At 50.6% G+C, this 14,985-nt stretch carries 14 protein-coding genes; 6 read left to right on the forward strand and 8 right to left on the reverse strand.

Going from position 1 to position 14,985, the window contains the following annotated elements; all coding sequences use genetic code 11:
- The first annotated feature begins 12 nt into the window (after nt 1-12).
- The 3 genes from galU to PsAD5_RS01595 are packed head-to-tail and all read left to right on the forward strand — an operon-like array spanning nt 13 to nt 3,233.
- Nucleotides 13-897 (forward strand): UTP--glucose-1-phosphate uridylyltransferase GalU, encoded by an 885-nt coding sequence (galU, locus tag PsAD5_RS01585; protein ID WP_057466274.1) that lies wholly within the window; start codon nt 13-15, stop codon nt 895-897.
- Between the two features lie 17 nt (nt 898-914).
- Nucleotides 915-1,925, forward strand: coding sequence for an NAD-dependent epimerase (locus tag PsAD5_RS01590; RefSeq protein WP_063290833.1), 1,011 nt, complete (start codon nt 915-917; stop codon nt 1,923-1,925).
- Nucleotides 1,926-1,946: 21 nt separating this feature from the next.
- Nucleotides 1,947-3,233, forward strand: coding sequence for a nucleotide sugar dehydrogenase (locus PsAD5_RS01595; protein WP_063290834.1), 1,287 nt, complete (start codon nt 1,947-1,949; stop codon nt 3,231-3,233).
- 56 nt (nt 3,234-3,289) lie between these two features.
- Here PsAD5_RS01595 and tgt read toward each other — a convergent pair whose 3' ends face one another.
- From tgt to gyrA, 6 genes are all read right to left on the reverse strand, one after another.
- Nucleotides 3,290-4,471 carry a tRNA guanosine(34) transglycosylase Tgt gene (gene tgt / locus PsAD5_RS01600; RefSeq protein WP_063290835.1) on the reverse strand — a complete coding sequence of 394 codons (1,182 nt, stop codon included), beginning with the start codon at nt 4,469-4,471 and terminating at the stop codon, nt 3,290-3,292.
- Nucleotides 4,468-5,553, reverse strand: a complete 1,086-nt coding sequence (queA, locus tag PsAD5_RS01605) for a tRNA preQ1(34) S-adenosylmethionine ribosyltransferase-isomerase QueA (protein ID WP_063290836.1) — start codon at nt 5,551-5,553, stop codon at nt 4,468-4,470. Before queA ends, tgt begins: the two co-directional genes overlap by 4 nt.
- Before the next feature lie 273 nt (nt 5,554-5,826).
- Nucleotides 5,827-6,288, reverse strand: a complete 462-nt coding sequence (locus PsAD5_RS01610; protein ID WP_093521872.1) for a peptidylprolyl isomerase — start codon at nt 6,286-6,288, stop codon at nt 5,827-5,829.
- Nucleotides 6,289-6,343: 55 nt separating this feature from the next.
- Entirely contained in the window at nt 6,344-6,850 is a 507-nt protein-coding gene (locus tag PsAD5_RS01615; protein WP_063290901.1) for a peptidylprolyl isomerase, read from the reverse strand.
- A 199-nt stretch (nt 6,851-7,049) separates the two neighbouring features.
- On the reverse strand, nt 7,050-7,553 hold the full coding sequence (coaD, locus tag PsAD5_RS01620) for a pantetheine-phosphate adenylyltransferase (RefSeq protein WP_063290837.1): 504 nt from the start codon (nt 7,551-7,553) through the stop codon (nt 7,050-7,052).
- 315 nt (nt 7,554-7,868) lie between these two features.
- A complete protein-coding gene (gene gyrA, locus PsAD5_RS01625; RefSeq protein WP_373456212.1) occupies nt 7,869-10,592 on the reverse strand; it encodes a DNA gyrase subunit A in 2,724 nt (907 codons plus the stop codon).
- A 408-nt stretch (nt 10,593-11,000) separates the two neighbouring features.
- Here gyrA and PsAD5_RS01630 point away from each other — a divergent pair, with 408 nt between their 5' ends.
- The 3 genes from PsAD5_RS01630 to galE all read left to right on the forward strand — a co-directional run bounded on the left by PsAD5_RS01630 (nt 11,001) and on the right by galE (nt 13,736).
- On the forward strand, nt 11,001-11,633 hold the full coding sequence (locus tag PsAD5_RS01630) for a MarC family protein (RefSeq protein WP_057466267.1): 633 nt from the start codon (nt 11,001-11,003) through the stop codon (nt 11,631-11,633).
- A gap of 111 nt (nt 11,634-11,744) precedes the next feature.
- Nucleotides 11,745-12,677 (forward strand): cation diffusion facilitator family transporter, encoded by a 933-nt coding sequence (locus PsAD5_RS01635; RefSeq protein WP_063290839.1) that lies wholly within the window; start codon nt 11,745-11,747, stop codon nt 12,675-12,677.
- 69 nt (nt 12,678-12,746) lie between these two features.
- Nucleotides 12,747-13,736 carry a UDP-glucose 4-epimerase GalE gene (gene galE, locus PsAD5_RS01640; protein ID WP_084405888.1) on the forward strand — a complete coding sequence of 330 codons (990 nt, stop codon included), beginning with the start codon at nt 12,747-12,749 and terminating at the stop codon, nt 13,734-13,736.
- A gap of 64 nt (nt 13,737-13,800) precedes the next feature.
- Here galE and PsAD5_RS01645 read toward each other — a convergent pair whose 3' ends face one another.
- Nucleotides 13,801-14,238: a DUF192 domain-containing protein gene (locus tag PsAD5_RS01645; RefSeq protein WP_084407853.1), complete on the reverse strand. Its 438-nt coding sequence runs from the start codon at nt 14,236-14,238 to the stop codon at nt 13,801-13,803.
- 116 nt (nt 14,239-14,354) lie between these two features.
- The gene (locus PsAD5_RS01650) at nt 14,355-14,936 is read right to left on the reverse strand and encodes a cold-shock protein (protein ID WP_057466310.1); all 582 of its coding nucleotides are present in this window, start codon (nt 14,934-14,936) and stop codon (nt 14,355-14,357) included.
- Nucleotides 14,937-14,985: the final 49 nt, after the last annotated feature.

Genomic DNA, 14,985 nt, shown 5'->3' on the forward strand with positions numbered 1-14,985 from the left:
GAATTCAAATATATGACACGTGCGATACGAAAAGCTGTTCTCCCGGTTGCAGGTCTGGGCACCCGCTTCCTTCCTGCAACAAAAGCCGTTCCAAAAGAAATGCTGACCATTCTGGATCGGCCTATCATCCAATACGTGGTTGATGAAGCTCGCGCTGCCGGGATTGAGCACATCGTATTTGTAACAGGCAGAAACAAGCAGGTGATCGAAGATCACTTCGATATTGCTTACGAGCTGGAAGAAACTCTGCGTCGCAGAAACAAAGACCATGCGTTGGAACTTCTTGAAAAGATCCGCCCTTCCGCAGGTACAACCAGTTTTACCCGTCAGCAAGAACCTCTCGGCCTGGGGCATGCGATCTGGTGTGCACGCGACATCATCGGCAATGAACCCTTCGCTATTTTGCTGCCAGACATGCTGATGAAAGCACCAAAAGGTTGCCTGTCGCAAATGGTAGAGGCCTATGAGAACCATGGCGGCAATATCATCTCAGTTGAGGAAGTGCCGTGGGATCAAACACACAAATACGGTATTATCGAGCGGGATGCTCCACGCACTGACGACACCTTCTCCATCACCGGCATGGTTGAAAAGCCAGCAGAAGGAACCGCGCCATCAAACCTTTACATCAATGGCCGCTATATCCTGCAGCCAGAGATTTTTGGACTTCTCGAAAACCAGAGCACCGGTGCTGGTGGTGAAATCCAGCTCACCGATGCCATGCTCACACTGATGGGCCAGCAGGACTTCCACGGCGTCGAATTCCGTGGAGAAACATACGACTGTGGTTCTCGCTCAGGGTTCTTGTCGGCAAATGTCGCTTATGCATTGGATGATTCGGAGCTGGCTGCTCAGCTACGCCCAATGCTAGACAAGCTTCTTGTAAAAACCAGCTGAGTATCGGGAAACGTGAAATGGAAAAAGTACTTGTAACAGGCACTGCCGGCTTTATCGGCAACGCTGTAGCCCTCCGTCTGTTACAAGATGGCTATCATGTCATCGGCCTGGATTGTGTCACAGACTACTATGATGTGACGCTGAAGGAAGAGCGACTGAAACGCCTCACATCCTCTAACCATTTCACAGAAGAGCGGATCAGGCTTGAAGATGCCGAAGCTGTTATGCGCATCTTCAAGCAACATGCACCGACAAAGGTCATTCACCTTGCTGCTCAGGCAGGCGTGCGCTACTCACTGGAAAGTCCTCAGTCTTACATCGATGCAAACGTCACTGGCTTTTTATCTATACTGGAAGGCGCTCGCGCGCATGATGTAAAGCATCTGGTCTATGCTTCCACCAGCTCTGTCTACGGGCTCGATGAAACGATGCCGTTGTCGACACATCGCGGCGGCAATCATCCGGTTTCATTTTATGCTGCAACCAAAAAAGCCAACGAGGCCATGGCCCATTCCTACGCCCACCTCTTTGACATCCCTTGCACAGGTCTACGGTTCTTCACCGTTTACGGTCCTTGGGGACGTCCGGATATGGCTTTGTTCAAATTCACCAAGGCCATATTGGAGGGTAAACCTGTACCGCTGTTCAACCACGGCAATATGATCCGTGATTTCACATACGTGGATGATATTGTGGAAGGTATTGTGCGGGTTGCAAACCTTCCGCCCAAACGTACGGATGATTGGGATGGAAAAGCAGCTGATCCAGCGACCTCCAGCGCACCGTATCAGGTCTTCAACATCGGCAACAGCGATCCGGTTCAGCTAATGGACTATCTTGCCGCCATCGAAGACGCGCTGGGCATGACCGCAAAGAAAGAGTTCTTACCATTCCAGCCTGGAGACGTTGCAGCCACCTTCGCTGATGTTACGGATCTGATTGAGACAACGGGCTTCAAACCGCAAACCTCCGTAAAGGCAGGGGTTGCAAACTTCGTCAAATGGTATCGGGATTACTACAATGTGTAGGACATCCCAAGGTGCCATTTTATGGAAGAAATCGTCTCAGTTGTCGGGCTTGGCTATGTAGGCTTGCCTGTTGCTTGTGCGCTGGCGCATGCAGGTATCAAAACCATTGGTTACGACATAGATCGTCACCGGGTCCAAGAACTTCTCGAGGGAAATGATAGAACTGCCTCTGTCAGCAAGACGGCTCTTTCTTCCAAAAACCTAACGCTCACGTATTCCGCGCCTGATATCAGACAGGCGCGGATCCACATTGTTGCTGTCCCCACTCCAATAAACATCTCCAAACGCCCTGATCTCGGCCCAATAAAAAAAGCCTCAAAAATCGTTGGGGCCTTCATGAAGCCCAACGATATTGTAGTGTTCGAATCTACAGTTTATCCCGGCGCCACCGAAGAGATCGCGATCCCCCTTTTGCAACGAGAATCCGGCCTGCGATTTCAGAAGGATTTCCAGATTGGATACTCACCCGAGCGGATCAATCCCGGCGACAAAAAGCACACGCTTTCTAATCTGCTCAAAATCGTTTCAGCCAGTTCAGAGGATGCACTTGAAACACTGGCCGAGCTATACGGAAAGATTGTCAAAGCAGGTGTTTACAAAGCCTCATCCATTAAAGTCGCTGAAGCTGCAAAGGTCATTGAAAATACACAGCGTGATTTGAACATAGCGCTCATGAATGAGCTCTCCATGCTGTTTCATGCCATGGATATCGATACACGCGATGTACTTGAAGGCGCTTCAACCAAATGGAACTTCCTGCCATTTCATCCCGGTTTGGTCGGCGGACACTGTATCGGCGTTGACCCTTACTACCTGACAGATAAAGCACATCAGCTTGGCTTCTCCCCTCAGGTTATCCTTGCAGGACGAGGAACCAATGAAAGTATGAGCAGGTTCATTGCAACAGAAGTCATTCAAGGCTGCGTAAAGCTTGCACGCCCTATGCCACCTCGCATTGCCATCTTAGGCATCACATACAAGGCAGACGTGCCTGACACGCGAAATTCCAAAGTAATCGACCTGATTAGAGAATTGGAGCGCTTCGGTGCCCATATCTTCGCTGTTGATCCTTTAGCCGATCCGGAACACACGAAAGAGCACTTTGGCGTTGAACTCTATCAGGAAACTCCGCCAGGTGACTGTGATGCAGTTATTCTGGCTGTCCCCCATCATGCTTTCTTCGAAAACGAAGAACCTTGGCATGTGATGGAGCGGTACTTAAGTGCAGAAAAAGTCTTTGTGGCCGATCTTCATGGCCTCTTGGAAAGAGAGAAGACACCAGAACATGTGCTTCTATGGCGCCTATAGAAAAGGCTTGGGCATTCACACGCCCAAGCCTTCGTAGTTTTTATACTCACTGAACCCTATGACCAAACATAAGGCTCCCTGTCACCACGTGCCCAGTCTTCTTTGGTCTGCTGGCGGAATTCTTCAAATCGACCTTCATCAATCGCATCACGGATGCCCTGCATCAGGTACTGGTAGTAAGCAAGGTTGTTCCAGGTCAACAGCATCGCAGCCAGACCTTCATTCACACGCACCAGATGGTGTAGGTAAGCGCGGGAGTATTTGGAAGTTGCTTCACAGTTGGATTGCTCATCCAACGGGCGCGGATCTTCAGAATGGCGCGCATTCTTCAGGTTCACTTTACCAAATCGGGTATAGGCCAAACCATGACGGCCAGCACGGGTTGGCATCACACAGTCAAACTGATCAATACCACGCGCGACACTTTCCAGAATATCTTCTGGTGTGCCAACACCCATCAGATAACGCGGCTTGTCCTTTGGCATCGCAGGCGTCGTGATCTCCAGCATCTTCAGCATGACGGCCTGAGGCTCACCAACGGCCAGACCACCAACGGAATAACCTTCCATCGGAAGCTCAGCAAGCCGCTGAGCTGATTCAACACGCAGATCCGGCACATCCCCGCCCTGAACAATACCGTAAAGGCCCTGCCCTTTTTCTGGGCCGCCCATCTTCTCAAACTGAGCACGGGAGCGTTCAGCCCAACGCAAAGACAATTGCATGGCGCGCTCAACTTCATCCCGCTCAGCAGGAAGAGCAATACACTCATCAAGCTGCATCTGGATATCAGAGCCAAGCAGGCCCTGAATTTCAACAGAACGCTCCGGGCTCATGAAATGCTTTGACCCATCATGATGAGACGAGAAGGTTACGCCTTCTTCGGTCATCTTGCGAAGACCAGACAGAGACATCACCTGAAACCCACCAGAGTCTGTCAGGATCGTGTGATCCCATCCCATAAATTTGTGCAGGCCACCAAGTTTGGCAATCCGCTCAGCAGTCGGGCGCAGCATCAAATGGTATGTGTTACCGAGAACAACATCCGCCCCCAGATCACGCACCTGCTGCGGATACATAGCCTTTACAGTCGCCTGTGTACCAACCGGCATAAACGCAGGCGTACGAACCTTGCCGTGCGGCGTTGTAATTTCACCGCGGCGCGCCATGCCATCTGTTTTCAGCAGCTTGAAGGAAAACGGCTTGGTGCCCTGCTGTGTTTCACGAGATGTTTCGGTCATTTGGAAGCCTTCTTGAACAGCAGCGAGCTGTCTCCATAACTGTAAAAACGGTAGCCAGTGCTGATCGCATGCTCATAAGCAGCGCGCATTTCGTCCATACCACTCAGCGCACTCACAAGCATAAACAGCGTTGAGCGCGGTAAATGGAAGTTGGTCATCAGCGCATCAATGGCTTTGAACTGATAGCCCGGCGTAATAAAAATGTCGGTGCTCTGAGAAATCGGGTTAATCACGCCGTCCTCAGAAACTGAGCTCTCAAGAATGCGCAGTGAAGTTGTACCAACGGAAACAATTTTGTTGCCACGGGCACGAACAGCGTTGAGCGCTGCAGCTGTCACACCGCTGATCTCGCCATACTCAAAGTGCATTTTATGGTCTTCAGTCTTGTCAGCTTTGACTGGCAAAAACGTGCCAGCGCCCACATGAAGCGTCACAAAGTGCTTCTCAACACCGCGTTTTTCAAGGGCAGCAAACAATTGATCTGTAAAATGCAAACCAGCAGTGGGTGCAGCAACAGCACCTTCATATTTTGCGTAGATGGTTTGATAATCTTTGCGGTCCTGATCATCTTCAGCCCGCTTAGCTGCAATGTATGGCGGCAACGGAATGTGCCCCACCTGTGCAATCGCAGCATCCAGCTCACCGGCAGAACGGTCAAACTTAAACAGAATATCGCCAGCCTCGGACTTCTCAGTCACAACAGCAGAAAACTCTGCAGTATCTTTGCTTTCCTCATCAAAAGCAAAACGAACAGTATCGCCAACTTTCAGTTTCTTAGCTGGACGAACAAAGGCACGCCATTCCTTCGCGCTGGCACGCTGGTGCAATGTCACACCAACTTTTGCCGTCACGCCATCGCGCGAGCGGAAGCCAAGCAGCTGTGCCGGAATAACTTTTGTATCATTAAAGACGAGCGCATCACCCGGCTCTAAAAGATCAGGCAGAGACAGCACCTGATCATCTGTCAGCAGTTGCTCACCATCAGGGCGCACCACCAACATCCGTGAACTATCACGCGGAACTGCCGGGCGGAGCGCAATGTTTTCCGGTGGCAGATCAAAATCAAAATCATCAACCAGCATAGGGTATCCAGTTTTACAAAACAGCAAATCAGCGCCGCACAGTATGTGGTCGCCATCTCCGTGCTGTCTTATTGGAATTATTGCCAAATCCGTTTGTATTCTGCAGGCCTTGCTGTCACCTGTCCCGCAGTCAAACGATTGAAGCCAGAGGGAGATACCCCTTGATGCGATTTAGGTCAACCTGTTTAGAAGAGCGCTGCGTCCATTTGCATAGCCCTAACAAAAAGGCCCGGCAAAATGCCGAGCCTTTTATAATTCGCAGTGCGTTCGCTATTAAGCGTCCGCAGCAACCTTCAAAGAGACAATCTTATCTGGGTTGGAAACAGGCTCACCACGTTTGATCTTGTCAACGTTGTCCATACCTTCAACAACCTGACCCCATGCGGTGTACTGACCGTCGAGCCAGGATGCATCGCCGAAGCAGATGAAGAACTGGCTGTCGCCAGAGTTTGGATCCATAGAGCGAGCCATGGAGCATGTGCCCCGAACGTGTTTCGCATCGTTGAACTCAGCTTTCAGCTTCTTGCCGGAGCCGCCAGTACCTGTGCCCTGAGGGCAGCCGGTCTGAGCCATGAAGCCGTCAATCACACGGTGGAACACGATGCCGTCGTAAAAGCCTTCACGTGCGAGCTCTTTAATACGAGCAACGTGGTTAGGTGCCAGGTCAGGACGCAGTTCAATAACAACGTTACCCTGAGTAGTTTCCAGCAGCAGTGTGTTTTCTGGATCTTTGATATCAGCCACGGGACTGTCCTTTATCTTAGAATAAGTCTGAGTGCAGACATAGCCTCTACTTGGCGTCTGCCGCAACCTGCATTTTGATGATCTTATCAGGGTTACGAACAGGTTCGCCGCGTTTGATCTTGTCTACAGCGTCCATTCCGGAAACCACTTCACCAAATACAGTGTACTGACCATCAAGCCAGGACCCATCATTGAACATGATGAAGAACTGAGAGTTCGCGCTGTTTGGGCTGCGGGAACGTGCCATGCCAAGAGTACCGCGCTTGAACGGAGCCTTGGAGAACTCAGCCTTCAGGTCAGGCATTTCAGAGCCGCCCATGCCTGTGCCGGTTGGGTCGCCAGTCTGCGCCATGAAACCGTCAATCACACGATGGAATACGATGCCATCATAAAAGCCTTCACGTGTAAGCTGTTTAATACGCTTCACATGCTCAGGTGCAAGATCAGGACGCAGCGCAATTTCAACGCGTCCGTCTTTCAGGTCCAGATAAATCGTGTTTTCAAGATCTTTCGCGCTAGCAGTGAATGGCATCATAAATGCGCCCACAACCATCGCACATGCTGTCAGGATACGTAGCAAGATTTCTGTCCTTGTCTTAGCCAAGGCGTACCTCTCAAACTCCCAATTGGCTTTCGAAAAGAGATACGCACACAAAACAAAATTTAGCGGGTGTTATGTGATTGCACATAAACGCGACGCGCTAAAAAAGTCTAACCCTATCAAATAGGCAGTCTTTTCTGTTGCGTTGTTTTTAAGCAATCTCAAAGCGCTTTTTAAGCGCAGCCTCAACACACTTGGGGACAAACGAACTGTAATCTCCCCCCATCTTTGCAATCTGGCGCACCAGTGTAGCCGTAATGGGGCGCATCACTGGTGAGCTTGGAAAAAATACGGTCTTGATGTCAGATGCCATCGCCCCATTCATTCCAGCCATCTGCATTTCATAATTGAGATCAGTCGAGTCTCGAAGTCCGCGCACCAGAATATTAGAGCCATGCTCTCTCGCCGCATCCACTACCAGCCCAGTAAAGGAGACTGTACGAATACGAGCAGCATTTTCTGCACCAAACTGCTCTTCACAAGCAAGGCGGATCAAATCCACACGTTCTTCAAAGGAAAACAACGGAGCCTTGGAAGCCTGAATACCAATAGCTACAATCACTTCATCAGCCAAAACCAATGATTGCTCCAGAATGTCCAGATGGCCGTGTGTCATAGGATCAAAAGACCCCGGATAAAGTGCAATGCGCTTCATATAATCTCTCGCGTCACAAATGCCTCTCCCCATAAGCATCATAAATGACACTTACCTTTTGGGCTTTGGCGAGATTGAACTCATTTTACCCATGCGTTTCAAGCTATTTCTGACAATTAGGCCATACCATTTAGGACAGATCATGCAGAATTGGATCGATAGTTGGATCTACCCAAGACGTGCTTCTAGAAAAGCACAATGAAAGTCGCAAAATCCATATCACTCACAAAAGTGCAATTCCCTCTCTCAGAATGAAATAACCAGAAACAAAAAAGGCGGAGCATATGCCCCGCCTTTTTCTAGAATCTACATCACTTACTCAGTGCTTGGCGCTTCACCACCGTCACCCTCAGGTGTCGGAGCAGCGCTCTCTGCGTCTGCTCCTTCGGTGTCTGCACCGGTCTCGACGGCGCCTTCTACGTCAGCGTTTTCATCGTCGTCAGCTTCGCTAATGCGCTCCACTGCAACAACTTGCTCTTCAGCAGAGGTATTGAACACAGTCACACCTTGTGTCGAACGACCTGCAATGCGGATGCCGTTAACCGGGCAACGGATCAGCTGTCCACCATCGGTCACCAGCATAATCTCGTCGCTGTCCTCACTACGGAAAGACGCAACCAGGCGGCCATTACGATCATTCACCGTCATCGCCGCGATACCCTTACCGCCACGACCGGTAGTGCGGTACTCGTACGAGCTTGTGCGCTTGCCATAACCCTTTTCAGAAACAGTAAGAATGACTTCTTCACTCTCGTCCATCTCTTTAAAGCGTTCTTCGGAGATGCCCGCGTCCTCAAAGGACACATTATCTTCTGCTTCCTCACCGCGCATAGCACGGGAAAGCTTCAGATAAGCCGTCCGCTCTTCTGAATCGCACTCGAAGTGACCAAGGATCGTCATAGAGATGACGTGATCACTCTCAGCAAGGTTGATCCCACGAACACCAACGGAGTTACGGCCAGAGAACACACGAACATCCGTTGCCGGGAAGCGAATACACATACCCGACGAGGTCGTCAGCAGAACATCATCATCTTCCGTCGAAGTCATAACGTTGACGATGCCATCGCCCTCTTCCAACTTCATGGCGATCTTGCCGTTTTTGTTGATCTGAGCGAAGTCTGAAAGCTTGTTCCGGCGGATGGTTCCACGCTTGGTCGCAAACATCACGTCCAGCTCTGCCCACGTTTCCTCGTTCTCAGGAAGCGGCAAAATAGATGTGATGCGTTCACCCTGCTCCAGAGGAAGCATATTGACCAAAGCATTACCACGTGCCTGAGGGCTGGCCAGAGGCAAACGCCAGACTTTCATCTTGTAAGCAATACCGCGAGAAGAGAAGAACAGAACCGGCGTATGCGTATTGGCAACGAACAGACGGGTTACAAAATCTTCGTCTTTCGTCCGCATGCCAGACCGGCCCTTACCGCCACGACGCTGCGCACGGTAGGTGTCCAGAGGAACGCGTTTGATGTAGCCGGTATGAGATACGGTCACGACCATATCTTCACGCTGGATCAGATCTTCATCATCCAGATCTCCACCACCATCGGTAATTTCTGTCCGGCGCGGTGTCGCAAACTCATCACGTACTTCTTCAAGCTCGGTACGAACGATGTGAAGAATACGCTCACGGCTACGCAGAATATCAAGATAATCCTTGATCTCCGTCGCCAGTTTGTCGAGTTCATCGCCAATCTCGTCACGGCCCAGAGCAGTCAGACGCTGCAAGCGCAGATCCAGAATGGCGCGAGCCTGATCTTCAGAAAGCTTGAACGTACCATCTTCCTGAATAGCGTAGCGTGGATCATCAATCAGCTGGATCAGCGGCTCGATGTCTTTCGCTGGCCAGTTACGCTCCATCAGCTGACGGCGCGCAGTCGCAGGGTCAGGTGCCGTGCGAATAAGATGAATAACATCATCAATGTTGGCAGTCGCAACAGCCAAACCTACAAGAACATGAGCACGATCACGCGCTTTGTTCAGAAGGAACCGGGTCCGGCGACCAATAACCTCTTCACGGAAAGCAATAAACGCTTTCAGCATATCCTGCAGAGCAAGCTGCTCAGGACGACCACCATTCAGAGCCACCACGTTACAGCCAAAGCTCTGTTGAAGCTGAGAATAACGATAGAGCTGGTTCAGGATAACATCAGGAACCGCATCACGCTTCAGCTCAATAACAACGCGCATGCCACGACGATCTGATTCGTCGCGAATATCAGAGATGCCCTCAATCCGCTTTTCACGAACAAGCTCTGCGATCTTTTCGATCATAGAGGATTTGTTCACCTGATAAGGGATTTCAGTGACAATCAATGCCATACGGCCTGAGCGAATTTCTTCCGTCTCAACCCGGCTGCGCATAAGAACGGAACCACGTCCGGTCTCATAAGCTGATTTGATGCCAGCACGGCCTAGAATAATACCACCGGTCGGGAAGTCCGGACCCGGGATAATTTCCATCAGCTCTGGCAGAGTGATTTCAGGGCGTTCGATCATTGCGATCGTGCCATCAATCACTTCACCCATATTGTGTGGCGGAATGTTGGTTGCCATACCAACAGCAATACCGCCAGCACCGTTTACCAGTAGGTTCGGATAGCGTGCTGGGAGAACTTCAGGTTCCGTCTCGGAGCCATCGTAGTTCTCATTGAAGTTCACCGTATCTTTGTCGATATCCGAAAGCTGTGTCTGAGCAACTTTTTCGAGGCGACACTCTGTGTAACGCATCGCTGCAGCACGGTCACCATCAACCGAGCCAAAGTTGCCCTGCCCATTAATGAGTGGCAGGCGCATGGAAAAATTTTGCGCCATACGAACAAGAGCATCATAAATCGCACTATCACCATGTGGGTGATATTTACCCATAACGTCACCAACGACGCGGGCGGATTTACGATAGGGCTTGTTCCACTCATATCCGTTTTCATGCATAGAATACAGAATACGGCGGTGAACCGGCTTCAAACCATCACGAACATCGGGAAGCGCACGGCTCACAATCACGCTCATTGCGTAATCGAGATAGCTGCGCTTCATTTCATCTGTGATAGAGACGGGCCGAATGTCGCTAGGTAGGCCACCTGGTGGTGTACTTAAGTCCTGATCTGCCAAGGATTATTCTCATCAATTTTAAGTCAGAATTCCTAGCCTTTATAGCCGATTCAAACCGCAGAACCAAACGCCACAAGCCCTGAAAAGACACCTAATAACAACTACCTTACCCCACGGCCTCATCGACCACCGGTTACTAGGCCTTTCTACACAGTTTCGTTGCTCAAAAGCATCGCTCTTCCTCATAAAAATACTAAGCTATACGCAGGCAGTGCAAAATCCTATCAAACCCTTGCCAAATACAACATTGTCTGGTAGCGCCCTCTCAAGAACCGCAGAAATGCGGGTAAAAGCGCCCAAAGATGGGCTAAACCACATACAAGGTAAAGCGCAATGCTCATTGAGTTCCTCATCAATGCATTTGCCATGCTGTTTGTCACCATCGACCCGATTGGCCTGGCTCCAATTTTTCTGGCCGTAACCGCCGGGGCAAGCAGTGTTGAGCGCCGTCAGATCGCGATTAAAGCCATAGTCATTTCTGGCATCACGCTCCTGGCATTTTTCTTTGCCGGACGCCAGCTTCTGGAAGTTCTCGGCATCTCTCAAGCTGCATTTAAGGTTGCAGGCGGCCTTCTGCTCTTCATCATTGCAACTGAGATGGTGTTCGAGCATCGCCAGAAACGTAAAGCTGAAAGTGCGGAAAAGGTTGTCGAACAGGAAGATCTGTCCCAGACAGCAGTGTTCCCGCTGGCTATTCCGCTCATTGCAGGCCCGGCAACTATCTCTGCAATCATCCTGCTCGCCGGTCAGGCACCGGGCTTCGCTGGCCAGATGAGCCTGATCGCAGTCCTTCTGTCTGTGCTCGCACTCAGCTTCTTCGTGTTTCTGCTGGCAGCACGCATCGATAAACTGCTCGGCTCTACAGTTCAGCTCATCATCACCCGTCTTTTTGGTGTGATCCTCGCAGCGCTGTCCGTTCAGTTCGTTGCAGACGGCATCTTCTCGTTAATCGAGATGCATTCATAATTCAGGTGGGCGCCCATACCTCTTGTGGGCGCTCTTCTCCCCAAATGAGTTAAAGCTTGCAGTCCCAAATCCCCTTCGTAAAGTCACCCTTGTATTTCACGGAGGATTCGAATGGCTGCCCACGGCTCAAAAAAAGTGATTTTCGCCGCCCTTGCTGGCAACACACTCATTTCAATCACCAAATTTGCTGCCGCAGCCTACACTGGGTCTGCCGCAATGCTATCCGAAGGCATTCACTCACTCGTTGACACAGGAAACCAGGGCCTGCTGCTGCTTGGCATGAAGCGCGCTGAAAAACCTGCAGATGAAAAACACCCGTTCGGATACGGCTCAGAAATTTACTTCTGGGCATTTGTCGTCGCCATCATGATTTTCGCCGTTGGAGCAGGGATTTCGCTCTACGAAGGCATTCAGAAAATTCTCAATCCTCACCCGATTGAATCTGCTCTGATCGCTTATATCGTTCTTGGGCTCGCAATCATTTTTGAAGGCTGGGCCTGGATGGTCGCCTACAAAGAGTTCAAAAAAACCAAAGGCAAGCGCCCTTTCCTTACCGCTGTGCGCGACAGCAAAGACCCAACAGTTTTCACTGTACTTTTCGAAGATACAGCCGCAATGCTTGGCCTGCTCGTAGCATTTGCCGGCATCTACGGCGCTCAAGCTTTGGGCATTGCATGGCTGGACGGAGCAGCCTCTGTCGTAATTGGCCTCATCCTCGCAGGCACAGCATTTGTACTGGCATTGGAAACCAAAGGCCTCCTCATCGGCGAAAGCGCTTCAGACGAGCTAGTCGCATCCGTGCGAGAAATCCTGCAAGCACCTGCAGCTGTAAAGGGCGTGAATGAAATCCGCACACTGCACCTGGGTCCGAATGACGTCCTCCTCGCAGCCTCTCTGGATTTCGAAGATGCCCTGACAGCAGGCGCAGTTGAAGAGGTCATTTTCTCACTGGAAGACACGATCAAACGAACGCAACCACTGATCGGACGCGTATTCCTTGAAGTCCAGGCTGCGCGCGATCATCAGATTCTTGAGGGCGAGTAGTTTATCCGCCTAGTGACACACAGATTAAACCCTTAAGAAGCTTACATACTAAGAATTTTGGAGCAGACAATGACCATACTTGTAACAGGCGGCTGCGGATATATTGGAAGCCACATGACGTGGTGCCTTCACGACGCTGGAGAGGATTTTGTCGTCATAGACAACCTGTCCACGGGCTTCGATTGGGCCATCCCGCAGAGCACCAAGCTTTACGAAGGCGAAATCACAGACCTTGATCTGCTCCAGACAATCTTCCGCAACCACGACATCTCTGCGGTCATTCACTTCGCCGGCTCAATTATCGTCCCAGAATCTGTCTCTAACCCATTGAAATATTATGAGAATAACACAGCAGCCTCGCGCACATTAATTGAAGCCTGCGTAAAGAATGGCATCAAGCATTTCATTTTCTCATCAACCGCAGCAGTTTATGGTGATCCAGAAGTTATCCCAGTTTCTGAAGATACACCTCTAACCCCCTTAAGCCCTTACGGCACCTCAAAGCTTATGACAGAACTTATGCTGCGCGACACCGCCGCCGCCCACGAGTTCAAATACACGGCTCTACGCTATTTCAATGTGGCAGGCGCTGACCCCGAAGGTCGCACTGGCCAATCCACCAAGAATGCGACGCATCTGATCAAAGTAGCCTGCGAAGCTGCTCTCGGCAAACGCACCCATCTCGGCATTTTTGGCGATGATTTCGACACACCAGATGGGACCGGTGTGCGCGATTACATCCACGTTTCCGACCTTGCAAGCGCACATTACCTTGCCCTAAAACGCCTGCGCGATGGCGGAGATAGCATTATCATGAACGCAGGCTACGGTGACGGCTACTCAGTCCTTCAGGTCATCGACGCTGTGAAAGCCGTATCAGATATTGATTTTGAGGTGAAAAAAGAGCCGCGCCGTGCTGGCGACTCTCCAAAAGTTGTCGCAGACAACTCCAGAATCATGAGCAATCTGGAATGGAAGCCACGCTTTGATGACCTGCCAACAATCGTAAAACATGCGCTGGATTGGGAGAAAAAGCTCCAATTCAAAAACAGCCTTTAACCGCTATTGTGCTGACTGAACTCCTCAGTCAGCACACTTTCCTGCGAACCACAAAACGCTTCATCTATGGGATACGGATAACGCGATCTCCAGGCTGAATACCCAATTCAGCCGCGCGCCCAGCCACCACCTCTAAAACATATTGAGCAGGCAAACCGGAAGGAATAATCTCTTCCGAGTACGGCACTGTGTTTGCAGCAATACTTTTCACTTTATAATCAGACCCGATGAAGATGATATCAAGCGAAGTCGGCGTATTTTTCATCCAGAAGTACTGAAGACCTGACTGCGGGAAAATGAACAGCATCCCTTGATCAGCCGTCAGATCCGTTCGGCCCATCAAACCTTGAGCCCTGTCATCAGGCGTTTCAGCGACTTCAACCTGAAACTCATGCGTTCCATTGGCACTACGCACTTCAAGAATTTCAGTTCTCATACCTGCAGCAACCGTCGATGTCATACCCAGCAAAACAAAAATGAATGCAATTCGAAGAACCGTCATATAGCCCTAAACCTCGTTTTCTTTAGCTTTGAGCCAAAGAAAAACCCTTGGCAAGTCACCAAGGGCTTAAAACTAGCAAATCTCAGGAATGTGATCTGAAAACGATCAGCCTCTCGTCAGTGAGATGCCGGAATGTGAGTACCACTCCCGACAGGCCGAACTTCCGCAGCCATCTTGCCTTTCGGCCCGTCACCAAAGCGCACCTGTACCTTTTGGCCGGGCCGCAACTCCGTAATACCGAAACGGCGCAATGTTTCCATATGAATAAAGATATCTTCCGTTCCCTCGCCGCGCGTTAGGAAACCAAAGCCCTTGACCCGGTTAAACCACTTCACTTCCGCGTCGATAAAGCTACCCTCTGGCGTCACCTGCACGTGCGTCCGAGAAGGTGGTAGCTGAGAAGGATGAACCGCATAACTCTCATCCATGGAAAGAATGCGCATCGCCTGCAATCCGCGCGGACGATTAAGCACCTCGCAAACAACACGCGCGCCTTCATACGCTGTCTGATAGCCGTCCCTGCGCAAGCATGTAACATGCAACAAGACGTCAGGCAGATCGTCTTCCGGCTCTACAAAACCATAGCCTTTACCAATATCAAACCACTTGATTGTTCCTGCCACTTGAAGAACATCTAAGGCTGTATCGTCAACCAGGTCCTCGACAGAGCCTAACTGAGGCGCCGTTTTTACCACCATGATGAATGCCCCGAAATTTGCCGCATCTGAAATGTAACGCTCGATCAAA

The organism is Pseudovibrio sp. Ad5 (assembly GCF_001623095.1).
Taxonomy (GTDB): Bacteria; Pseudomonadota; Alphaproteobacteria; order Rhizobiales; family Stappiaceae; genus Pseudovibrio.